This is a genomic window from Aquimarina macrocephali JAMB N27, assembly GCF_000520995.1.
In the GTDB taxonomy this organism is placed as follows: Bacteria; Bacteroidota; Bacteroidia; order Flavobacteriales; family Flavobacteriaceae; genus Aquimarina; species Aquimarina macrocephali.
Genome location: NZ_JACA01000042.1, coordinates 60,459 through 86,310 on the forward strand (window position 1 = coordinate 60,459; position 25,852 = coordinate 86,310).

16 protein-coding genes are annotated in these 25,852 nt (G+C 32.8%); 5 read left to right on the forward strand and 11 right to left on the reverse strand.

Annotation, left to right across the window (positions count from 1 at the left end; translation table 11 throughout):
• The first annotated feature begins 66 nt into the window (after positions 1–66).
• Genes Z054_RS0120745 through Z054_RS0120755 form a run of 3 tightly spaced genes read left to right on the forward strand, consistent with a single transcriptional unit; the run spans position 67 to position 5,935 of the window.
• On the forward strand, positions 67–3,156 hold the full coding sequence (locus tag Z054_RS0120745) for a membrane protein (RefSeq protein WP_024771951.1): 3,090 nt from the start codon (positions 67–69) through the stop codon (positions 3,154–3,156).
• On the forward strand, positions 3,156–4,391 hold the full coding sequence (locus Z054_RS0120750) for a hypothetical protein (protein WP_024771952.1): 1,236 nt from the start codon (positions 3,156–3,158) through the stop codon (positions 4,389–4,391). The genes Z054_RS0120745 and Z054_RS0120750 overlap by 1 nt, the downstream gene beginning before the upstream one ends.
• The gene (locus Z054_RS0120755; protein WP_024771953.1) at positions 4,388–5,935 is read left to right on the forward strand and encodes a cellulase family glycosylhydrolase; all 1,548 of its coding nucleotides are present in this window, start codon (positions 4,388–4,390) and stop codon (positions 5,933–5,935) included. Before Z054_RS0120750 ends, Z054_RS0120755 begins: the two co-directional genes overlap by 4 nt.
• A gap of 97 nt (positions 5,936–6,032) precedes the next feature.
• Here Z054_RS0120755 and Z054_RS0120760 read toward each other — a convergent pair whose 3' ends face one another.
• From Z054_RS0120760 to Z054_RS0120790, 7 genes are all read right to left on the reverse strand, one after another.
• Positions 6,033–6,983, reverse strand: coding sequence for a T9SS type A sorting domain-containing protein (locus Z054_RS0120760; RefSeq protein ID WP_084050506.1), 951 nt, complete (start codon positions 6,981–6,983; stop codon positions 6,033–6,035).
• Between the two features lie 338 nt (positions 6,984–7,321).
• The gene (locus Z054_RS0120765; RefSeq protein ID WP_024771955.1) at positions 7,322–8,539 is read right to left on the reverse strand and encodes a glycosyltransferase; all 1,218 of its coding nucleotides are present in this window, start codon (positions 8,537–8,539) and stop codon (positions 7,322–7,324) included.
• A 248-nt stretch (positions 8,540–8,787) separates the two neighbouring features.
• On the reverse strand, positions 8,788–9,087 hold the full coding sequence (locus Z054_RS0120770) for a hypothetical protein (protein WP_024771956.1): 300 nt from the start codon (positions 9,085–9,087) through the stop codon (positions 8,788–8,790).
• A gap of 31 nt (positions 9,088–9,118) precedes the next feature.
• Positions 9,119–9,415: an STAS domain-containing protein gene (locus tag Z054_RS0120775; RefSeq protein WP_024771957.1), complete on the reverse strand. Its 297-nt coding sequence runs from the start codon at positions 9,413–9,415 to the stop codon at positions 9,119–9,121.
• Positions 9,416–9,517: 102 nt separating this feature from the next.
• Positions 9,518–10,780: an oligosaccharide flippase family protein gene (locus Z054_RS0120780; protein WP_394331066.1), complete on the reverse strand. Its 1,263-nt coding sequence runs from the start codon at positions 10,778–10,780 to the stop codon at positions 9,518–9,520.
• A gap of 113 nt (positions 10,781–10,893) precedes the next feature.
• A complete protein-coding gene (locus tag Z054_RS0120785) occupies positions 10,894–14,919 on the reverse strand; it encodes a DUF6923 family protein (protein ID WP_024771959.1) in 4,026 nt (1,341 codons plus the stop codon).
• Positions 14,920–15,013: 94 nt separating this feature from the next.
• A complete protein-coding gene (locus tag Z054_RS0120790) occupies positions 15,014–15,820 on the reverse strand; it encodes a glycosyltransferase (protein ID WP_024771960.1) in 807 nt (268 codons plus the stop codon).
• Between the two features lie 573 nt (positions 15,821–16,393).
• Between Z054_RS0120790 and Z054_RS0120795 the strand changes: the two genes are divergently transcribed.
• Both Z054_RS0120795 and Z054_RS31380 read left to right on the forward strand, forming a co-directional pair.
• Positions 16,394–18,469: a tetratricopeptide repeat protein gene (locus Z054_RS0120795; RefSeq protein WP_024771961.1), complete on the forward strand. Its 2,076-nt coding sequence runs from the start codon at positions 16,394–16,396 to the stop codon at positions 18,467–18,469.
• A gap of 212 nt (positions 18,470–18,681) precedes the next feature.
• Complete coding sequence (locus Z054_RS31380; RefSeq protein WP_152538634.1) at positions 18,682–18,837, forward strand: bacteriocin-like protein; 156 nt, start codon at positions 18,682–18,684, stop codon at positions 18,835–18,837.
• Between the two features lie 403 nt (positions 18,838–19,240).
• On the opposite strand, the gene Z054_RS0120800 is transcribed toward Z054_RS31380, so the two are convergent.
• The 4 genes from Z054_RS0120800 to Z054_RS0120815 all read right to left on the reverse strand — a co-directional run bounded on the left by Z054_RS0120800 (position 19,241) and on the right by Z054_RS0120815 (position 25,838).
• Positions 19,241–23,263, reverse strand: coding sequence for a DUF6923 family protein (locus tag Z054_RS0120800; RefSeq protein ID WP_024771962.1), 4,023 nt, complete (start codon positions 23,261–23,263; stop codon positions 19,241–19,243).
• A gap of 475 nt (positions 23,264–23,738) precedes the next feature.
• Entirely contained in the window at positions 23,739–24,470 is a 732-nt protein-coding gene (locus Z054_RS0120805; RefSeq protein ID WP_024771963.1) for a LytR/AlgR family response regulator transcription factor, read from the reverse strand.
• Positions 24,471–24,494: 24 nt separating this feature from the next.
• Complete coding sequence (locus tag Z054_RS0120810) at positions 24,495–24,815, reverse strand: Hpt domain-containing protein (RefSeq protein ID WP_024771964.1); 321 nt, start codon at positions 24,813–24,815, stop codon at positions 24,495–24,497.
• Between the two features lie 3 nt (positions 24,816–24,818).
• Positions 24,819–25,838, reverse strand: coding sequence for a sensor histidine kinase (locus Z054_RS0120815; protein ID WP_241461437.1), 1,020 nt, complete (start codon positions 25,836–25,838; stop codon positions 24,819–24,821).
• Positions 25,839–25,852: the final 14 nt, after the last annotated feature.

The window sequence follows — 25,852 nt, forward strand, 5'->3', positions numbered from 1 at the left end:
TTTTTAGAGGTGTTCTAAACCGAAACCTTTGTCGTATATTTAAATCGAAAACTATGGCGAGTCTTTATGGATAAAACCACAAATAAGTATTTGATAAGTGCATTACTCATCGGAGTGGTTTTTCATGGTACGACTATTTTTTTTACGCTAGAGTCTACATATGATGCGTTAATTCATTTATTTTTTGGAAATCATTACGCCAATAATTGGTTTGAACCCTGGAACTATAGTTGGTATACAGGTTTTACAGTAATGGGATATCCACCATTGGTACATCAAAGTATTGGGTTGTTCTCTTATATTGGAGGGCTTAAATTTGGTTTGTTTACTGTGGCTATTATAGCCATCATTCTTTTTATAACAGGAATATACCGTTTTGCCCTGGTACTTACCTCTAATAGAAAAGTTGCTGGATATACAGCTATACTTGCAGTGTTCTCTTCTGCTTTTATAGAAACACTACATATTTTTGGACAATTACCCAGCATTATAGGGCTGTCTATCCTATTGCATGCGTTACCCGAAATTTATCTATGGCTTAAAATTGGGAAATATAAATATTTATTAAATGCTTTGAGCCTTTTAGCGGTTACAGTGACTTCTCATCATGTAACTCCAATTTTTGGGATGGTATTCTTCATTTTTCCGCTTATAGGTATGGTAATCATGGATGTTTCCAAAGAAAAAGCGGGTTCATATAAAGAAATTAGGTTTTTGATGTTCTTGCAAAGCTTTCTTTCTCTTTTTAAAAGAATTGTAGGTTTTGGTTTTGGATCACTACTATTAATTATTGTTTGTATTCTTCCCTATTGGATTAATACTAAGAATAATCCGATTACTCAAGTACCCATACCACATGGATCCAGAGATAATTTTTTCGAAGTCACTTCATCGGGATTAATATTCTTTTTGATCCCATGGGGGATTTTGTTATTCTTATTACCTTATATATGGTATCGATTCTACAGTAAGCGGTATTTGTTTTTTGGGTTGTCGATAACACTTTTAACGATCTTGGGAACAGGAGGAACGACTCCAATCCCCAGAATAATGCTGGGCGAAAATGCTTTTAATATCCTAACGCTAGACAGATTTACACTATGGGCCTCTATTATGGCCTTGCCTATGTTTGGTGAATTTAGTTATCGATTTATAGAAGGAGATTTAAAACAAAAAATTCAAGAAAGATACGGAAGCGTGTATCATAGAGTTTTGGGAGGATTATTTACGGGAGTTCTTGTTTTTACAACGTTTTTTACGATGAGCCTGGGATACTTCAGACCTTCGCAACCGCAAAAGATTAAAATGCTACCTATTTTAAATTTTTTAAGCCAGGATCAACATGATCAATGGAGATACCTTCCTTTGGGGTTTGGAGATCAGATGGCATGGCTTTCTGCTCAAACTAAAGCAATGACGGTTGATGGCAATTATCATTCTGCCAGGAGATTACCAGAGTTAACGACCAGAGCGGTAGAACGCTTAGAAAATTCAAAATTTAGAGGAGTAGAAGGCATTGGCTCTCTGCAACAATTTCTTACTGTTCCCGAGAAATATAATTTAAAATATGTGTTTTCTAATGATAAGTTTTATGACCCTATCTTATATTTCTGTGGCTGGCAGAGGCTGCGACAATTAGAAAACGGGATTATGGTTTGGGAAAAACTAAATGTTCCTCCGTTATCCAGTATTTTACCCAAAGAAGATGTTCCCACGTTTCAAAAATTAATGTGGGGTTTAATTCCATTATGTACTGTATTATTGGCATTTATTATTAATATACAGTTGATATGGATACATGCTTTAAAAGCTAAACATAAAAGTTTTCCTGTATATTTTAAGTATGGAATACACTATAAGGGATTTCAAAAATCAATTTTTAAAGCATCTTATCTATGGGGATTCCTAATGTTGATTTTTACGGGATATGGTTTTTATTTGATATACATAAAAAATGTAAAACAGATAAGCCCTGTTAATGTAACAGAATCATATTATGATGCATTGGATTTTAAAGAATTTGAAAGGGCATACTCTTATCTGGATCCGAAAAGTGATAAAACTATGGATCAATATATGTTAGAGGTTGCGGTAACAGATGGACTATTAAGCTCATATGCCAAATTAGATGAGATTAATGTAGACATTATTGCACAAACTGATAGTACGGCCAAAGCTAAAGTAATTACTTATTGGATCACTCCATTAGAAAAAATAGATAAAATATTTTATCATAAGTTGATAAAATATGGCAAAAAGTGGTTTGTAAAGCCATTACCATATGATTTGGATATTCCTCCGGATCAATTATTTGCAGAAAACATCACTGCTTTTTATAATCATGGAAGACGTAGAGTTAGTTCTGAACAGACCTACCATGAAGATGTTCTTAAACAACCTGTATTAGAGGTGTTATCGGCAAAAATTATTGAATGTAGAGATCAATATAGCCTTATAGGCGAAATACAAAATATCGATAATATACCAGCAGATGTTGTAATCACTGGCACATTATATAATAGTAATGATGAAAAATTAGCGAGATACAATGCCAAACATCAAATGAAACATAAATTAATGCCTAAGGAAATTACTAGTTTCCGGATTAATTTTGAAGGAATTGCCTGGATAGATAAAGAGGACCATAAGCCTAAGACTTTTGACCCTGATCAGTTTACAGCAATGAAGTTTGATGAAAAACCTGCTAAATTCAACTTGCAATGTGCAGGAAATGTAACAACAGTAGATTTATATAAAGGAGTTGCAATTAATGAACTCTCTATAAAAAATGATCATGTAGAAGGAGTTTTATTTAACTCTGGACTAGAAGAGGTTACCATTCCTTTACTGTTAGTTTCTTATTACAATAAGGATCATGAACTAGTATGGGTAGATCATCAATATTTACCAGAAGGTATTCGCCCACAACGTAAACAATATTTTGATTATCGATTGTTAGATTTATCAGGGGTAAATACTATTAATAAAGATTTGAAAAACGTTTTTGTAAATGGACTATTAAATACTTTAATTAGTAGTAAAGTGGTTCCTAGTAGAAAAGTTGAACACCAATCAGCACAATTTTTACCAATAGAAGGAAAAGGGTTTAGTTATATTAAATTTGAAATTAATACCTATATCGGAGCACCAAATTAATGAAGCTAAGAAAGAAACATATTATTCTACTACTGCTAGAGTCATTAATTTGTACCATAAGTATAGCTTTTACGACTGTTCTAGAAAAAACAGACGAAGTTTCTGCAGTGTTATTAACCAAAGAAAGAGTGTTTGAAGCAGGAAATACTATTGTGTTAGATTTTAAACTTAATACGCCTGTTAGGACTCAACTTTTTATACATTCTTCTTTTGGAAGTAATGTAATCGATTCTGATGAACAGAATACAGCTCATTTTGTCGTTCCAGAGTTTATGGCAAAGAAAAAAGGGTTAGTATCGTATACCTTACTTGGTGGGTCAGGGAGTTTATATGAAGGTGAAATACGAATCATACCTAATACCAAAACAAAAGTGCATTTAGAATCCTATATTGGACCTCCTAGTATCATAGCAGGAGGAGAAGATTATACAATGCAAATTATCGTTCCTACTGATTCTTATGATAATCCATTGCCGGATAGTACAGCAGTATTGATCAGGCATCAATTTTTGGATATAGAAAAAGAAAGCATATTGCAAAGCAAAGATATGATAGGCTGGATAAACATATTCTCTTATGAGCAATCAGGACGAATATTATTGTTTTCGAAAGTTGGCGGGACGGTTTCTAAAGAGTTTTCTGTTGAGGTATATCCTTCGTTACCAGAAAATTTTGAGATTAAAAGTAATCGAAAACATGCATATGCAGATGGTAATCAAATTACAGAGTTTATTACTTCTATCATAAAAGATGAATATGGCAATATAGTAAGTGATGGCTCCCTTGTTAAATTTGTAATTAGAGATGCAAAAGGATTACTATTGCATACACAAGGAAGTACTGTTAATGGCCAGGCGGTAGGTAAAATTTTACATCCCGATCACAAAGATACGTGGCAAATTAAAGCCTATGTACCAGGAATGGCAGAGAGCAATACATTAACTATAGCATATACTCAGGTTTTGAATGATTTTGAAGTGAAATTTAACGATGATAATCGAGAGATTACTATTGGGCCTCTGATAAGTTTTATGGAACAATTGATCCCCGATGGAACTATAGTAAAGATTGATATTTTTAAGGATAATCAAAAAATAGAAACCAGAATTAAGACTTCTTCACAAGGGATCGTTAGATTCCTTTTACAGGATGGGTTTTATGTTTCTGGGAACTATGATATTCAAATCAAAGCTTTAGGAATACAAAAAGAATTTAAGAATATAGCACTAAAATGATAAGCTGGAATAGAAACATATATAGATCAATCATCATCATTTCTTTTGTTGGAGTCATTATATTAATACTCTTTGGTATCAGCCAGACATTATCTTATCTTACTACAGGAGCAGATCGAACTTCGATGCTACATCTGGCTTTACATAAAGAGCAAGTGTATTTACCCAAATTAAAATGGAAAGACACGATTAACCCCGGGCGACCTATAGAAAAACAGACGTTACAGGATATAGAACAAGATTACCTTAATGCATGGTATATACGCAATGCAGCATACCAAACTAATAAACAAGAGGGAATAGAGGATTACTATACTAAAAGTGCACAGAAACATATTGTTACATCATTAGTATCCAACAAAGAAAAAGATATTGCTATACATAGCACCACCACTTCTCATAATGTAGCATTAGATTTTTATAGCGCAGATGGCCAATTAGCAGTTATAACAGATACAGGTGTAAAAGAATATCAAAGAGTTTATCGCGATAATGAACTACTATTAGAAACAGAGTTGCAATCAGACTATCAGGTGATGTTAATGTTAGAAGATGGTTTTTGGCGAATACGCCATATGGTAAAAGAGAAAAATTATTCATCAGATCCTGTAATGCAAACCAATAACTCGATTAAAGTTATAGGAGAAAAAATATTTGTAGAAGATAAAGAATACCAGATCAAAGGGATTAACTACTATCCACAGAAAACACCATGGGATATGTTTGGTGATGATTATGACATTAATGTCATTGGTGCCGATTTTGATGTTATTAAGAATGCAGGCTTAAATACGATACGAATTTTTATACCCTATGAAGTTTTTGGAAAAGCTAAGGTGAAAACAGAAAAATTAGAAAAACTTAAACAAGTATTAGATAAGGCAGAAGCCAAAAACCTTAAAGTTATTGTTACATTATTTGATTTTTATGGGGATTACTCTGTATTGGATTGGACATTAACCCATCGCCATGCAGAACAAATTGTAAGTGTTTTTACAAATCATAACGCTATCCTTGCCTGGGATATAAAAAATGAACCTAACCTGGATTTTGATAGCAGAGGAAAAGAAAATGTATTGGCCTGGCTAAAAGAAATGACTCGTCAAATCAAACAATTCGATCCTAATCACTTGATTACTATAGGGTGGTCTGATACAGCATCTGCTAGTTTACTACAGGATGAAGTAGATATTATCTCTTTTCATTACTATCTGGACATCAATACTTTTTCTGAAGCGTATACTACAATGAGTGCAAAAATTGAGAAACCTATGGTTTTACAAGAATTTGGATTATCTTCTAGCAGGGGACTTTGGAGTCCTTTTGGTCCTTCAGAAAAAGGGCAAGCCAATTATTATAAACAATTTCAAGAGATCATTAAACAAGATAATATCCATTACCTCTCCTGGACTTTATATGATTTTGATGAGGTGCCTAGTGCCGTGGTAGGTAAATTACCTTGGCGAAAACATAAACAAAAATACTTTGGGTTTATTGATCGCAATGGAAATAAGAAACCTGCTTTTGAGTTTATAAGTAAGTAAATTTGAACCGACGCAGTTTTCTGATATCAAAATGAGGTCAATATTACTCATCCAATGATAGGCATTGAAACATATAAACAGATATTACCCTAAATATTTAATTTTGAAGGATTAACTTTTTATTCAAAATTAAACCCTCATTGCTATAGACAGAGATAATGTATAATCCTTCTTGTATACCTTTAAAGAGATGCTTTTTAGAATTACTTTCAAGATTAGCTTCTAATATCTTAAGTCCTTTTAATGAATATAAATAAATTGTGAATTGTTTTTCTTGATCTGTTTCGATAGAAATCGATCCATTAGAACTCATTGGGTTTTGAAATTTGATAGCTACCTTATCTGTAGATTCATTGTTTATTTCAGAAACCACATCACATCCAATAAATTGATTTTGACCATAAAAAGTAGTATTTGGCGAAAAACTTATATCCCGATCGATTATAGAATTATTATAAATGTCTACAACCTTAAAATCATAAGGCCCTAAATTTTGATCATCTCTCCAAGTGATTACAAAAAAATCATTACTATTATTCTTTGCACGAAACACCTCTTTGAAATCATTGTTTTGATACCTGAAATACAGTTTCTTAACGGTCGATTTGGTGTTTACAACCATTACTCTCTTTTCTGATGCAAAGGAACTTTTGGAATAATAATACCCCATATTTCCCTGTTCGGGACAAGTTGTGATTTTCCATGTAACGTTAACATTACCCAGGAGAGTATCTCCCAGTTTGGCAAAAGTCTTTTTATGAATGTCTAATCCATGAGTACCAGATTTATCCATTACTTTTACAATAACACTGCCTTTGTTGGAACTTACTTTTAAACATGTATTACAAAGTCTTTCTGCTTGATAATCCGTAGCTCTAAGTGCAGCATATAATGTATCATTAGCCATTGGGGAGTATCCACATGATGTAGTAGCATTTGTCACGTGATGGTACTTTGCCACTCCTGACCAAACCCTATTGTCACATTGTTGGGCAACCACGGAAAGACTAAATAGAAAAAACAATAAAAAATACTGGGAATTAAGCATATAAATTACGATTAATTTGAAGTGAAATAGAACCTTGTGTATAAAAGAATATTTAGTAAGCTTTAATAACTAACTCATGCCATAGATTTATAGTATAATGCTATGCGTTTATTTCTTTTTTTAAAGGAAATAAAGGGTATGAATTGAACCTTATATTAAACATATTCAAGAAAAAGAAAACAAATTGAATTTAACCAGAATACATTCGCATAATAGCAACTATTATACAAAGCTATTTAAAAAAAAACACTCTATTGTTTTTGCAATAGAGTGTTTTACAGTTACGACAAATCATTAAGTTTGGGGGCAATCCTGCCAGTATGCAGGCAGAAATGTTTTTATAAAGAAGCCCCTTTATATGTCTTTTCAATTTTGCGAGCGTTATTTTTTTTAATAGCATTAAACTGCTCTATATACATTGCTGTAATTTTACTCATCGGTAAGGCAGTTGCTGCTTTATAATTTGCTTTTCCTAAAGCAGTACGATATGCAGGGTCCATGACTATTTTTTCGATAGCATCGGCCAGGCTATCTACACTTTCCGGATTAAAGAATTCTCCTTGGTATCCTTCGTCTTTTACTAATAAACTTAGATCTCCTAAATCTGGCATAACCACAGCTTTACCATAACTTCCTGCTTGATGCAATACACCAGAACTACCCGTTGTAGAGGTATAAGGAAATACGACCATTGCACTTTCTGTAAAGATTCGAGGCACATCTGCTTCTTCTACATAACCAGTAAAAGTGAGTTGAGGTACATCTGTATATTTTTCTTTCATCGATTGTAGATATCCAATAACATTAGGATTATCGGTTCCAGCAATTACAATCTCTAAATCAATATTTGTTCTTGATCGTATTTTTTCTACCGCTTCAATCATGATTTCTACCTTTTTGTAGGTGCCAAATTTACCAAAAGTCATAATTTGTAATGGACCTTCTGGAAGCGTGTATTTTGGTTCTTCAGGTATTTCAAAAGTTCCATGAGGAATCTGCACTACATTTTCAGTTTTATATTTCGCTTTTAAAATATGTACATATTTGTCAATAGTAACGGCAACGATATCTGCAGATAAAATAAACCGGGTGAGTGTTGTTCCTATCCCGTTATAGATTTTTTGTAAAACTTTATTTTTTGTAAACCCAGAGCTTTCCAGATCTACTTGCTCCATAATATTGTGTAACAGAACTATAGTTGGTATTTTGTTAAAAACACAACGTTTGGGTAGTAATAAACCAAGTGCTGCAGCTATTTTTTTATCTCCGAATTTCATAAACTGAAGATTGAACAATACTGCATCTGGACGAGTTTGTCTAATAGCTTTCATGACAGAGAAGATGTTACTATAGCTATTAAATTTCCAACATTGTTTAACGACTACATTACATCCTTTTTCTTCAAAAACTGTATCAGCGTCATTAGGAGATACATCGGTTAATAAAATAAGTTCGGATACCTCGGCATGCTGTCTAAAATGTTTTACCAGGTGGTATGCATATTCATTTAAAGTTACTTTACTAGGCGGATATGCTGTTACAATTGCTAATTTCATCTGTTGAATTTTGTGTTCTTTTTAGAAACAGACAGAGACGAATTAAAATCGAGTAGAAATCTTATTGGTTATATAGGTTTCAAGATTTTAGGACGAATGGGGTACGTCTTTATTTTTTGATATAATAAACTACAATTTATAATAACCTAACAACAAAAACAACTGAAACATAAGAAGAATGATTATAGTGTTGCCGATCAGAAAGAATTTTATAAGACTATTACAGGTAATAAACTTATATACCTAGATTAGTAATTTTCTCTAAAAATATGATTTGCTTTATTTTTTTTGAAAGCATTTACTATTACATTATTTTCTTTTCCTAAAACAAAAAGTATTTTACTTCTTCTATTTGCTTTTGCATAGATGTCTTTTAAAACTTTTATTGCTTTTTTGTCGATTTTATTTACTTTTTTTAAAGACATTACTACTTCTTCATAATGATCTAATAAGTAGTTAAAATGATCTCTTACTACTTCTGTATTATCCAAAGTAAAGTTACCTATTACTTCAAATGTTCCTGACGTATTTATTATTTGTAGTTTCATGATATTTTATATTTGGGGGGAGTGTTAAATGTTATACGAAATCACTTCTTAGTATGTAACTTACTTTACCAAAAGCATTACTTACTTTTTTGTTTTCTTTTCCAATGATGTAAAAAATCTTGTTGCTTTCCATAGCATTTCTGAATAACTTGGTCAATACCGTAACACCTGAAGCATCAATTTTTTTAACCTTGTCAATACACAATATCACTTTGTCTGAATTGAATAATAGCTTCTCAAAATGATGTTGTAGAGATTTGGTATTTTCTGCTACAATACTTCCTTTAATTTCAAAAATCCCTTGATTTTTAGTAATTCTTAAAGCCATAACTTATTGTTTTATTGGTTATTAATATTTCAAAGATGGATCAGTTTTTTTGCATCTCTACGCTAAATCTGTTGAGGTGCAAGTATCCTTCGATGAATTGATTTAATTGTTCGTTGAGCTTTTTTTAGATAGCTTCTGATAGCTTATAAAAAAGAAGATTTGAAATATAAGAAGAATAGCCATTGCTATTATTTGCATAATAACAATATCGGATAATGTGTCGTGAAAGAATATAATAAGTACAACCTGTGAGACCCCTAGTAAAGCCGATAATATAACGGGGATATATTGATCTAAGGATAAAAAATAATAGGCAAAAATGTTAGAAATAGCAAAAAGTGAAGTTGCAATTGCATATTTCCATAGTAATGGAGCAACACTTAAGTATTCTGAGCCAAACATGATATTGATTACCAATTCGGGAAATAGATAACATCCCAGAACAATGGATGCCGAAAGCAGTGTGATATAGAATACATATTTAAATAATATAGGAGCATGGGATTCTCCGTCCTTTTGTTTTTGTACTACCTTGGGTAATAGTAACATCACAAACATCCAGGCCACAAAATAAACTACTCTACCAATCAATGCTAATGATGCATACAAACCAGCTTCATAAGTTTCAAAATAATGTTTAACCATTAGAATGTCGCTATTGTTGATTATGATTTGAGTAAACTCATAGAAAGCCGTTAGCAAGAAAAACTTAATGATATATTTAGATTCTGCAGATGGTAGTTTATGCTTTTTTGTGATCTCTATATCTCGCGAATGAAAAGGTAATAACCCAAACAAAAAAGAAATAGCAATACCCAAAGCAACTAAAATAGAAGATTGTAAACCTAAGGTATATATCAAAATAAGAGTAATAACCAACCTGCTTAACATCTCTCCCTGATAGGTGATTGCAAGACTGTCAAACTTTTTACTGCCCTGAAACACTCCTCTGTTCACACTCATTATGAAGTAAATAGGAACACCAATCCCAAAAATGGTAAACATAACAGAAGATTGAGTATTAAAAAGTACTTGAAGTTGTTTGGAAAAAATAAGTAAGAGAGCACCAAAGATAACTCCAACAATACTTGAATATTTATAAATAATATTGATAAAACTTTTAAATATTGAATCTTCAAAAATCACAGAAAATTTAGCTGTGGATAGCTGAAATGTCATAGCGATAAAAGATAAAACCAAAAGAAAAGTAATTAATAATGCTGCATCTGCAAATTGTTCGGGACCTAAGATTCTACCTAATATCAAATTGTATAGATAGTTTCCTCCATTAACAATGATAACGCTGATCATAAATTTTTGTTCAGCACTTAATTTTTTTAAAGCAGTATTAAGAATCATATTCATAAAGTTAGTTTTTAATTTTCCAACGTTTACATTTTATTCTAAAAATATTCTCTTTTTGATAAAACCACTATACTACCTGTTTTTAGGTAGTATAGCAGCTTTATTGACTATTGTTATTGTATTAAAAAACTTCCCTCGTATCTTTTCTTAAAATCATCTCCTCTAATAATGTACTTATACACTCCCTGCTGTAAATTCTTAGCGGTAAACGTAAATGTGTCTGATGGAGCTCCTGCACTTCCTAACTCTTCTTTTTGCACAACTCTACCTAACATATCAATTACAGAAATTGTAATTTTTTGATTTACTGTAGGCATTTTGATAGTTGTTTGTGTCCTGAACGGATTAGGAGAATTGTTTATGACAGTATTATTATCTGTAGCTAGAGTAATATCTTCTATATCATCATTATTAATAATTGTAGCATCGCTATCTTCCTCATCGATAGTGTCTGTGTTTTCTTTTTCCTTGGTAAAAGCGAGTTTAGCAACTTCGAGATTGAAAAGAGCAAAGCTTTGATAATCTCCCTGAATAGAAAATACAACACTTCTTAATTCATCGATAGAAACACTTTGTTTTGCTTTACTCGAAAAATCTGAAAAAGGAATTGTATACGTTTGTTTTGTATCACTAGCTTTTATGGTATATCTAAGCCTTTCATTCCAGTTCGCAAGATCTTTGGTTACCAAAATTACTTCTACATCTCTGTCAGTATATAATTCAAACTCAACGGCATCATACTCAGAAACATTTAGTGTTAGATCACCACCAAGGATATTTCTAAACAGGTTCATAGTTTCCTTTAGATTACCATTTACTTTGGCATCTCGTTCTACTTGATAATGCCCTTTTTGAGTTTCACTGTTTTTATTTTTTATGATTTCAAAATTAAATACGGTAGCTCCTTGCTCCAGATAATCGATCCCCCAGGGGCCATCTGCCAGATATAGTATATCTGCTGTATTGGGATTATCACCGGTAATGGCAAATCCAATATCAAATAAGTATCCTGTCTCTACAGTAATGGTCTCTTGATATTTACCAGATAAGGATATTGTTTTGGTAATTAGTTGTTCTTTAGACAATTCAGTGGCTCTTTTGTTTCCTCTGAAATTAAACTGACTTACTTCTGATTTATTTATAATATCTAGAACAAGTTTACCATCTCTATAAAATCCTTTTTGTACAAATACTGATGGGATATTATTAGGAATAAAAGTTTTACCTAATGACTTTTGTTCGATCAATTTATCGATAATAGTATTTGCAATAGTTGCTACCTGTGGGATAGAACCACCCCAAATCTGGAAATTAAGGTAATCGCCTTCTGGGTATTGATCGATATTCCATAAGCTATATAATTCATTTTGAAATTCATCTATTCTCACAGAGAAATGTAAAGCTTGTTCGATTTCTCCTGTAACTCTTCTGATTTTGGTATTTACCAAAGTATGATTTCGAATTGTTAATGTTCTTATATCTTCTAATACAGAACCATTAAGTCTGTCGCAGATCGTTTTAGAATGATCATAAATAGATCCTTTGGTTGCCATGGCAAGGGCCGCTCCAACTCTCTTATTTTGATTGTAGTAATCTATCGAAAATACTGCCGTAGCATTTGTTATACCAATCAGGTCATCAGGACTAGAAACAAAAGATGTTTCTGTTCCTGTGGCACCAGTTGTTGGGAAATAAATACTTAAATCTTGACTATTACCAGACTTGTATGATTTTTGACCCGGAGCGAAACGTTTCTGTAAATTCTTTTGATTGTATACTTTGTTCGTTTTTGATCTTAAAAAATTTCTTTTGGCAATTAAACTTGCCAGATCACCATTACTTTCTAATCCACCGTCGTTTCCAGAAGTTACAACACCTTCTTCTGTTAATTCAGGGATATTTGTAGTTTTTAAAGATGAGTATTGATCAGCTTTGATGTGAAAAAGAACATCATTAAAATCGTGATCTACTCCCGGATAATCTCTTCTGATATCTTCAAAACCAAGTACTATGGTCTCATTTGCTGTATCTGCAAGAAGGATGTTATGTGGTCGTAGTGCTTCATCACATTCTGGATTGTAATCAGGATTAGAATAGATTTGCCATAATCCAGAGTCTACAGTGCTACCATTCCAACCGTCTACAAGTAATACCCAGCCAATACCAGTATCTGCAGCAAAACTACCTATGTTTACAGTATTACCAGCATTTAATTCACCATTGCTGCCTGTTTTAGAAGCATTAGGGAATACAATAGTTATATCTTCTGGGTTAGGAGCCGCAGTAGAAGGACTATTTATATCATAGGTATAAAAACCTAATGTATTTTTATAATTTGTGTTTTCACCAATAAAAGTTACAGAAACATTCGTTGTACTTTCTATGGTAACATTGGTATCGTATCCCGAGTAAATATAATTCGGATTAAGATTTGGTACAGAATTTCCTTCTGGTAATGCGTTGTCGATTCGTGTGAGGTAATCAGAAGCGAGTGTTTCGTTTGTTCCTAAATAATCAGGAGTTCCGTTACTATTATATGTTCCTGGATATTGGTATCGCTGGCCAATACTTAATACAGGAAAACTGCTTGGAGTCTGGTTTCCATTCTCAGAATCAAATACGGTTTCCTTTAGATCAAAATTATCATCTAAGCCATCCTGATCAAAATCATTTCCTGCGGCAACTGTATCAGCAGTACCATCACTGTTAGTATCATACCCATCTACAGTATCCAAAGTTCCATCATTATTAGAATCAGTATCCATAAAGTCAGGATTATCAGTGCCATCTGTATTTATATATCCTTGAGGCGTACCCCCATGATCTGGATCAAAGGCATCATCCATACCATCTCTATCCTGATCTGAACCAGAAAGAGCAACGAAACTTGAGCTGTTTTGTCCTTCAATAAGATCAATAATACCATCCTGATCAGCATCAATATCGTATGGGTCATAAATTAAATCACCATCGGTATCTGTAGGGTAAAATGCAATTCCGGTTTGATCAACGTCTACTATGTCTGCAATTCCATCAAGGTCAGAATCTACAAAATTAGCATCCTGACTATTAAAAAAACCATCTCCATTGGTATCATAGCTTCCTAATCCGGCTTCAACGATATCGAATATCCCGTCATTATCACTATCAAGGTCCAATACATTAGGGACTCCATCACGATCAGTATCAAAAGCCAAAGAGACTCCACTATTACAAGTATTCCCAAAATCTGGATCCAGGTAATTAAAAATTCCATCAGAGTCATCATCACCATATGGATCAATCCCACCACCTTCTACAATATCAGGGATTCCATCTCCATCGGTATCCTTATCAAAAGGATCTAAAACTTCATCTTTATCAGCATCAATAGGTGATACTCCAACTGCACATTTAAAACCATCATTAGAATTTGTTACTTCGGTATTATTGAGTAATGTGGCATAAGGAGAAGCTAACTCATAATCATTTACTAAATACAATCCACCTTTATTACTAGATACATATAATCGGTTACTGGTATCGGTATAACAAGCACCAAATGTATGACTCGGTAAATCTGTAACGGTCTTATAACTAAAAGCAGGTGTAGCTGTAGTAAGATCCCATTTATAAACATTTCCTTTACTACCGCCATATAGATTACCATCTATAAAAACGATATCTGCGCAAGTACTTGGCGAGGCCTGATCAGATACTACGATCTCAAATGTTGGTGATGAAGAGCCATCATAACTTTGAAGATTGGTAATCTTATGAAATGATTGTTTATCAAGTGCATTTTGAAAAACCCATAAGTTCCCTTCGCTATCTACATCGGCTGCATAACCGCCACCAAATGAAACACTTCCATTTTGGGCAACAGCACCCAGATCTACTACGATGTCTGTTCCGATACGTAATAAATGCTTATCGCTATTTCTAATCGCATATAAAAAGTTATCTACAGGGTTGTATCCTCCCGCATTGTATGCTGTATGCGTATGAAGAGGCACTGAATATGTTCCTGTTATCGGGTCGTATGATCGTAATGCTCCAGAAATTACCTGATAAAATTTTCCCTCATTACAGTCTAATGATTGCTGGGCATACGTAATATTTGCTAGGAGAATTATCAAAAGTATAATGATCTTTTTCATAGTATATACTGGTCGCTTGTATTGAAAACTAATACAGACGTTTATTGATAGTTAAAATATATTTTGAATTAAATTTAGTAAAGAAGAAAAGTAGTTATCGTACCATATAGTAATCTGTTTTAAGGTTGAAAATGTCTGAAGCACTTTTGCTATTTGTTTTGATTTTGAAGTAACTAAACCAGATCATTAATAGATTGATTGGGATAAGAAAAGAATCTTTTAGTGTTATTTTAGAACCTTCTACTTCAATCCAGCTATCTAGCGGTTCTTCACTAATACAGTTTAATAGATCTTTTAACCCTACATGCTTTTTTAATCGAAGAAAGATTTCAATATCAAATAACCACCTGCTGATAAATCGTTGGCTATATACATTTTCGATGATACTTTTCTTAAATACTTTTGCTCCACACTGTGTATCTTTAATAGGAAGCTGAAGAATAAATCGGATAAAGAATCCAACAAAGTTTGATAAGAGTTTTCTAATTATATTTCTGTCAATATTGTTTGACTCTGCTGCTTTTCTAGAACCAAAAACCATGGTTAGTTTTGGATCACTATTCAGTTTCTTTACTAAGTTGTCCATTTCTTCTAATGATGTAGAAAGGTCGGCATCAAGGAAAGCAATATTTTCTATAATGTCTATATCTGCCAGGTAGTTTGCTCCTGTTTGTACTGCAGTAGCCTTACCTTGATTATGTTCGAGATCAAGAACTGATATCCTTTGTGGGTCAAATTCTTTCAGTTCACACAACATTTTTAATGTATCGTCAGAACTGCCGTCATTTACAAAGCATAAGTGGTAATTTGAATTTCTGCTTAAAAAATCACAAAACTTTTTTTGAGGTAATCTATTATATTCATTATAACATGGGATAATAATTCCGGTAATTTTCGTCATTTTTTTTTAGATTTTGGGACATACTTCTGGGGTAGTAGAAGTATTGGTTTCTTAATATTGGTCTTTATTACTTTTTTTAGACCTAAATCTTTTAAAACATGTTAAACATTCTTCTGGGGATTTTTGAAGATTATTTTACATTTTGACGAATTTACTGTAATCTCGAATTGACCATAAGCGCTAGTTATCAACTCGTTGTAAAAGTAATATGTGTTTTTGAAATTTGGTTATGGTAAAACCACAAAATGTTTACGCAAATTCCAAAAACGGTGTATTTCATCGGTTAATCGATATTTTTTACTGAAATTTTAACATTTTTGAATTTAAAAAAGAAGGTAAAATACTACAAGTGTTAAAGAAAAAAATGCTTTTTTGATAATTTTAATGTTAAAAAAAGGGGTTTTTTCCCCTGTTTTAATCCTTAATTCTATAAAATTATGTTAATACCGATGTGTTTTTTCTTAAATGAATCTTGGGTGGTGATATTATTTTTATAAAACTTATTAAGTTTTTGACAGATGTTTTTTTAGTTATTCTTACTTTAACGATGTTAATCAACTATTACACAAAATAATGCACTTAAAGTCATTTTTTATTAGCCTTTTATTTTTGTTTTCATTTTCATTTTTGTTTGCACAAGATATGCAAGAAGGGTTTAAGTATTTGGAAACCGGTAAATATGATAAGGCAAAATCTTTTTTTGATACGATTCTAAAACAATATCCCGATAACAAAACTGCACGTTTATGTTATGGAAGAGCTGTGGGGTTATTAGGAGATTCACAACAAGCAGTATCAATTTTTACAGGACTAAAAAAAGAATATCCAAATGATTTTGAAATTAAACTAAATTATGCGGAGTCACTACTCTGGAATCGTCAATTTACCGAAGCCGAAACGTTTTATGAAAAATTGATTAAAGAAGATAGCACAAGCTTTCCCGCGGTACTGGGATATGCAAATACACTTTCTAATCTCAAAAAATATGAAAATGCATTGAAGTTGGTCAACAATGCATTACAACTACAAAAAGGAAATCCTAATGCCTTACTATCTCGAAAATATATTCGTTTGGGGTATGCTAATACCATAGCACAGGACAAAAAATATGATGAAGCAATTGCGCTATTAGATCAAAACCTGATTGATTTCCCTAATGATAAGGATACTCAGTTAAATAAGGCAAACCTATATCTAATGACAGATAATCTGGATAACGCAGAAAAAACATATACCGCTTTGGCAGTAAACCCTAAGGATAGTATTTTATCGTTAAATGGCTTGGCTCTGGTGGCTCATAAAAGATATAAAGAGAAGAAAGCATTAGCAATAGCTGGTATGGCAATGCATAAAGTGAAAAGATTAGAAGAAGATAAAGAACTTTATCTATCTACACGAGAACGATATATACAAGCATTATTATGGAATAGGAAATTTACTGCAGCAAAAGAAGATATAGATCAATTACAACAATTATATCCAGATAACTCGAGAGTACTGGCTTTACAAGCTACTCATGGTATGTATACCAGCAATTTTAAAACCAGTCTTCAAAAATACAATACGATTTTGGGAAAAGACAAGGGATCTTTTGATGGTAATTTAGGAATAGCAAATGCATATAGAGCAGTGGGAGAGGATATGAAATCCTATACATATGCTTTTAAAACATTAGAATATTACCCAAAGCAACAGGATGCCGAAAAACTGATAAAGACATTAAAGAAAACACACACGCCTTTTATAGAAGAAAAAACAGCATTTACTTTTGACAATGGAGATAATGAAGCAGTAAATATTACGGTAAAGACCGAGATTCCATTATCTGCCAAATTCAAATCCGAGATTCAATATGATTATAGAACTACTAAAAATACAGTAACCAAAAATGAAGCCACTTCTCATGATTTTTGGCTAGGGGGAGTGTATAAATTTAATGGAAGAGTTTCTCTACAATCCAAAATAGGGATTACCAATGCCGATGGATTTACAACTGAGTATACAGAATTGGTTGCCGAGGCAATATTAAAAACAAAACCATTTACCCTTCAAAACTTAGATGTTGGATATAAAAGAGAGCTACAAAATTTTAATGCAGATTTGTTGAATCGTGAGATTGTAATGAATAATTACTTTTTGAATTATAACCTTGGTACCAATTTTAATTTAGGATGGTATACCCAGTATATCTATACTTCTCAAACCGATGATAATAGTAGAAATCTACTTTTTACATCTTTGTATTATACGGTACTACAAAGGCCTATTCTAAAAGTAGGTATTAATTATCAATACCTGTCTTTTAAGAATCAGGTACCTACAATCTATTTTAGCCCTGCACGATTTAATTTAGGAGAGCTATTCGCAGAAGTGGTAAGTGATCCACAAAAAAAGTGGTTTTATAATGCTAGTGCAGCTTTGGGGCGACAATTTGTAGAAGATGATCCGGGATCATCTACTTTTAGAGCAGAAGGAAAATTTGGATACCGGTTTTCAGAACGTTTTAAAGCAGACCTCTATGGCAAGTATAGTAATATTGCTTCGGCTACAGCGGCAGGTTTTGAGTATGTAGAATTTGGTTTTAGACTAAAATGGTATTTCTTACGTAAACCGATTTTTGATAAAAAGATAATGGAATTACAAAAGTAACGAGTATTGGTACCTTAAATCCACACTATCGGGGATAAACAACTTCACAAGAATTATAATTGGTACTTATAGAAACGCTGGCTAAAACGTCCGAATTTTTTGAAATTCAAACATTTCGGATATTCAAAAAACATTTTGTTATTAGGTTTATACTATTCTTAGAAACGTAAGTTAAGCGTTAAGTAAAAAGTGTATAAACAAAAATAATAATTATGAAGAATCTTAAAAATTTCAAGAAGTTAGATAGAAAAGAATTATCCAAAATCAATGGAGGAGATGATGACCGACGACCAGGACCTGTTCCATTTGTTTTATGCCCGCAATGCTATATGTTAAATATAATGTATGCAGCAATGGCTATCCATTAATTGTAAAGAACAAGCTTACTACATTCTTTAGATAAAACGGATCTAATGTAAAGTGATTTTGTTTTGTGAAGCTATGTTCTTTTATAGAAAATTCGATAACCTATGTTGGATTATCGGATTTTTTTTAATGCTATAAGTAGAAAGTATTCTGTATCGTTTAAGAGGGATTAACTATCTATTGTTGGTTGTGTAAATTACTTCAGGATTAATATCAAAACAGCCGGATTATAGGTGACTGTTCGAAATACGTTGGTAATCCTTCGAGTCATTTTGGGACGGGCTTGATATCATATGCTTGGTTAAATTTGGATTATGTATTTCAAAATAAATTATATATAAATAGCGAGGACAACCATGACGTTATCCCCGCTATTACCCAAATCCTGAACTTAACCTATTTTTGTTATCGGATTAAAAAACTACCTTTATATTTTTGTTTGTTATTGCCTCTTAAGATGTAATAATATACACCTGGGATAAGGCTTCTTGTTTCAAAAGTTATGGTGTTATTATATACAACCATGCGCTCTTGTCGTACTGTTCTTCCTATCATATCGATGACTACCATTTCTAATGCTTCATGTGTTCCTGGTACTTGAATTGAAGTTTTGTTTTTAAAAGGATTAGGATAATTAGAAAGCGTAGTAACTGTGATTTGTTCATCTGTTTCTACTTGTGCGATTTCGTCGCTATTATCTTCTCCATTTTCTACCACCACCACAGGTGTTTCAGGATCTAATTCTGGATCTATTATTGTTGTATTGGTGAATGCCAGATCAGATACTTCCAAGTGAAATGGAGTAAAGTTTTGATAATCTCCCTGTACAGAAAACACAATACTTCTTACTTTTTTGAAGCTTTCATTTTCTTTATTACCATTTGTGAAATCAGAAAACGAAATGGTATGCGTTGTTTTTTCATCGGTAGCAGGAATTCTATATCTAAGTCTGTTACTCCAGTCTGTAAGACCTTCGGTTACTAATATCACCTCGATATCTCTATCATTATACATTTCAAACTGTACAGCATCATAGTCAGACACAGATAGCGTTAATTCGCCTGCCAATATATTTCTAAAAAGATTTAAAGTTTCTTTTACATTACCATATACTAGTGCATTACGTTCTATAGTATATTCATTTTTCTGAGCTGCAACATCATGTTTTGTTACTTCAAAATTCTCGATCACTACTCCTTGTTCCTGGTAATCAATACCCCAGGGACCATCTGCCAGATACAATGCATCTAATTGAGTAGAGTTTTGTCCTAGGATAGAGAACCCGATATCAAATAGATATCCTGTTTCTATGGTGATTTGCTCATTGTATGCTCCTGATAATGCTACTGTTTCAATCATATTGTGTTCTTTTGATTGTTCAGTCTTTCTAATGTTACCATTAAATGTCATATGATTGGCACCTAATTTATTGATAATATTTAGGGTTAGCTTTCCATTTGCATATGATCCTTTTTCTACAAATACAGTAGGTACTCTATGACTCACTTTATGACTACGCATAGGTTTGTCGGTTGTAAATGAATCCAAAATATGATTCGCAATATTTGCTACTTGTGGTACTGATCCACCCCATACCTGGAAATTTATATAATCTCCATCAGGATAGTTGCCAATATTCCATAAGCTATAGATTTCATTCTCAGATTCACCTTTCTTAACCGAAAAGGTTAGTGCATATTCAATTTGACCAGAAGCTCTCTCTATTCTAGTACTCACAATAGTGTGATTTTTAATAGTTACTGTTCTTACATCTAATAATTTAGAGCCATTTAATCGGTCACAAATTGTTTTTGAATGATCATAAATAGAACCTTTGGTCGATGTGGCTAATGCTGCTGCTACTCTTTCATTTCCTTTGTAGTAATCTACAGAGAATACAGCTTTTGCATTAGTGATACCTAATAGATCATCTGGACTTGATACATAAGTAGACTCCGTTCCGAATATTCCTGTATTAGGGAAATAAATACTTAAATCTTCATTGTTACCCGATTTGTACGATTTCATACCAGGTTGAAATCTTTTTTGTGATTTTTTGGTATTGAAAATACTATTTGTTTTTGTTCTGCTAAAGTTACGTTTAGCAATTAAGCTTGCTAAGTCACCGTTACTTTCTAACCCACCATTATTAGCAGAAGTAACATCTGTAGCCGTATCGATATCCACATAATTATCTGTTGAGATCGCTGTATAAGGGCTTGCTGTGATATAGAATAATGCATCATTAAAATCCTGATCACAAGAAGCATAATCTCTTCTAATATCTTCAAAGCCTAATATAATTCTTTCATTATCAGGATCAGATAATAATACGTTGTGGTATCTTAATGAAGGATCTGTTTCTGGGTTATAATTTGGATTAGAATGTAGTTGCCAGTATCCAGTTCCCACACAACCGTCTGACCAAGCATTGGCTAGCAGTACCCATCCTATTCCTGTATTAGGAGGGAAAGTTCCAATTTTTACTTTATCACCAATTTCTAATTCACCGCCGCTTCCTACAGCAGATACGTTAGGAAAAATGATGGTAATATCTTCTGGAGCAGGTATTGAAGTCGATGGATTATTAATATCATAGGTATAGAATCCTAATGTATTTTTGTATCCAGCACCTTCTCCTATAAAAGTTACCCAGATATCAGCTTGTTCCTGTACTTCAATATCTGAATCGTAACCAGAAGAAATATAATGAGGGTTAAAATCTGGTACCGGATACCCTTCTGGTAATGCATTATTAACCAAATCGATAGTTTCTTGGGTAACTACATCTTGCCCATCCAAATACAGTGGCTTTCCATTAGAAGAAAAATCACCTAAGTAGTTATATCTGTCACAGATCTCAGGAATAGGAAAACTTGCTGGAGTTTGCCCTCCGTTTTCTGGAGCAAAACTACTTTTTCTTAAATCAAAACTATCATCTAATCCGTCATTATCATTATCAACTCCAGATAATGTAGTTTCTGCAACTCCGTCACCATCACTATCATATGCTTCTGTACTATCAGATACACCATTATTATCAGAATCGGTATCCAGATGATCATAAGTATCTGCACCATCAGTATTTATGGTTCCGTTTGTGGTTCCTCCATAATCAGGATCAAACGCATCATCCATACCATCCTTATCTTCATCAATATTAGATAACCCTTGATAGCTACCACTATTTTGTCCTTCTATAATATCTACAATTCCATCATTATCAGAATCGATATCGTAGCAATCATAAATACTATCATTATCAGTATCGTTAGGAATAAAAGTATTCCCTTGATCAGGATCAAACGCATCTGCTAATCCATCTAGATCAGTATCCAGAAAATTGCTGTCAGATCCATTATAAATCCCGTCGTTATTTGTGTCTTTATCGCCTTGCCCTGCTTCTACAATATCATAGATACCATCGTTATCAGAATCGATATCCAGAAAATCGGGATTACCATCACTGTCTCTATCAAAAGCGTCTTGTACTACATTGTCTCCGTTACCACTAATATCGTTATCCAGGTAGTTGTATAAATCATCTCCATCATTATCTCCATAAGGATTCATACCGTTACATTCTGCAATATTTGTTATACCATCACCATCACTATCAGCATCCATAGAATCTAAAGCCCCGTCTTGATCTTTATCGAGTGGAGAAATACCGTTGGCACATTTAAAACCGTCATTAGAGTTTGTGGTTTCGGTAAGATTAAGCAATGTGGCTGTTGGGGTAGCACTTTCGTAATCATTGATTAAGTATAAACCTCCGTTGTTAACAGATAAATACAATCTGTTATTAGCATCGGCATAAGCAGCTCCAAAAGTACCAGTAGGTAGATTGGTTACTGTTTTTTGAGAAAATACAGGGGTTCCTGAAGACAGATCCCATTTGTATAGCTTTCCTCTGCTTCCTCCATAAAAAGCACCATTTATATATGCAATATCTGCACAAGTACTAGGCGAAGTCTGATCAGCTTCTACAACTTCGAAAACAGGAGAAGAAGATCCGTCATAATCTTTTAAGTTTGTTATTTTATGAAATGTTTTTTTGTTGGTATTTTGATACACCCAAAGGTTTCCGTCTGCGTCGACATCTGCTGCATATCCACCACCAAAAACTGTAGTCCCGGCAGGGGTTACAGCACCAAGATCAATCACCATATCCTTGGCAATTCTAAGGAGGTGATTGTCACCTCTCTTAATTGCATATAGATAATTATCTTCGGGATTATATCCTCCAGCATTATAGGTGGTAGAGTAGGTGTGTAGTGCATCAGAATATGAACCGGTAATTGGATCATATGCTTTTAAAGATCCAGAGATCACCTGATAGAAATTACCTTCATCACAATCAAAAGGTTGTTGAGCGTATCCAGATAAAACTACTAATATTAATATGAGGGTAGTTATTTTTTTCATTTTGATATAGATTTAGGTTTCAGATGACTAAAATTAATCTATATAAACTCCTTATATTGGAGTTATTCGATCAGGGGTAATTTACTGTAGATGAATGGGTTTTGTATAGAGTTGAGTACATGAGGGTGGGAGTGGTTAAATCCAGATTATGCGATTTGAAATATCATAGATATCAAATTCAATTACCTTCTTAGATAAGACTGGCGTGATGTTATTTAACCTGGATTCGATGTAAGGATTTAGTTTTAAAAAGCCGTCAACTTGAGTGATTTTTCATAGTGAAACGGAGAAAAATTGTATCGACCCTTCGACGAAGCTCAGGATGACAAGGCTTTTGCTTGAAAATTTACTTGTCTTCGATAGTTCTGCTGAGCTTGGTCGAAGTACAATTTTCTACCGAAAATCACTCTGACTGACGTAAATTTTCTTATGTCGAACTCACGTTATTTATGTAATTGGCTACTATTCTCTTAACTTAAAGCATATTAAGGCGCTTCATTAACTCAGGGCGGTTAGAACGACTCACCGGTATAACATCTTTTGCAATAAGTACACTGTTGTCTTCTATATCAATAATTTTTTTGATATTAATAATATAAGATCGATGTACTTTTAGGAAAAGATCGGTTGGTAGTTTTTCTTCAACCTTTTTTAATGTAGAATGTACTGTGTAATTTTGCTTTTCGGTTTTAATCAGCACATAATCTCCTTTGGCTTCAATCAAATTAATAGTTGGGATATTAATCTTGATTAACCTTCTGTCTATATTAATATAAAGCTCATTTTCTTCAGAAGAAGAAGTGTTTAAGGACGATTCTGTTTGTGTCTCTGTTGAGGTTTCTGTAGCAGCAACTGTTGTTGCGCTTTCTGCCTTTTGTATTGCTTTAAGAAATCTAGGTAAGGTTATTGGTTTTACCAGATAATCTACGATACATTCATACTCAAAAGCTTCTAAAGCAAAATTTTTGTCAGAAGTTGTTAAAATAATCTTAGGTGGATTCTTTAAGGTATCAATAAAATCAAAACCTGTAAAGTCTGGCATATGAATATCCAGAAATATAAGATCTACTTCTTCTTTATTTAAAAATTTAATGGCCTGAATTGCATTCGGAAAATCATCAATAACATTTAGTTCATCAACCTGTGAACAAAGTTGTTGAATAATCATTCTTGCGGTTTCTTCATCATCTATAATTATGCAATTCATAATAAATTGGTTTTTAAAGGATTTTTAAAGAGTTTTTAGAAAATGCTCTATGGATTCTAAAATTAATATAAATTTTGAATATAACGAAGTGTTACCGCTTTTTAGCTCTTCTTCAAAGTCTATTGCAGTTTGGTACCCTTCTTCAAAACCAAACATTCCAATTTTATGTTTTAGTTTATGAACATTTTCTGCTGCTTTATTATATGTTTTTGAGGTATAATTTTTAAGAAATTCATCTTTTTCATCAGGGAATTCTCGCTTTACAATACCAATTAATTTTTGTTCAAAAGACTCAGAACCAGCCGCCAATTCTTTAATATATATGAGATTTGGAGTTTCGTTCATATGTTATTTTTTTAATGTAAAATAGAAAGTAGTTCCTTGTCCTTCTTCAGACTCGATCCAAATTTTTCCATTATAAAATTCTACTATTTTTTTTACGATCGATAACCCAATACCTGTTGATTTTTTTTCGTCATCAAGAGTTTGAAATATCTGAAATATCTTGTTGTGATATTTTTCAGAAATTCCTCTTCCATTATCTTTAATACCAAACTTCCAGAAATTAGGGATTTCTTCATACATTACTATGACCTCTCCTTTATCTTTATCTATTGCTTGTATAGCATTATTAATTAAATTCTGAAATATTTGTTTAATTCTTGATACATCTGCATATATAACAGGAAGTTGATTGTGTATGCTAATTTTTATATGATCAGGAGGATGTATTACATGTGTAATATCTCCGATTAGAGTATTTAGATCAATATCAGATTCGAGATTTTTTGTTCTATCACTAATTATAGAATATTCTAAAATTCCACTAATTAGATTATCCATTTTTTCAATATTCTGATCAATTAAATTCAGGTTCTTTAGTATTGGCGCTTCAAGTCCTCCTTGGGTATCTTCTTTTATCCAGTTAATAAGCGTATTGATACTTCGTAATGGAGATTTTAAATCGTGAGATACCACATGCGCATAATCGTTAAGCTCTTTATTACTTTTTTCTAAATCCTTGAGTAACAATTCTCTTTGTTTCTCGACTTTTGAAATTTGAACAGCCTGTTCTTCGATCATTACAGCTAGTTCGATTCCTGAGAGTTCATCCCCATTTTTTCCTCCTTTCATATTTTTGAAAGTTATGGATTGAAGAATTCTAGTGGCATCGGTTAAACTGGCAATTACTTTTTTTTGCTGTTCTGCTTCTTTCTGAAGTTTTTGGTTGGCATCAAATAATTCTTTAGAACTTATAGACATTGCCCTCTGTAACATACCTAGTTGATCTTCAAAATTGTGATAGGATCTATCAATAGCACTTAAGAATTTTTCGGAATACTGAGATTCTTTATGTTCAGTATCCAAATGTTTTTTGATTT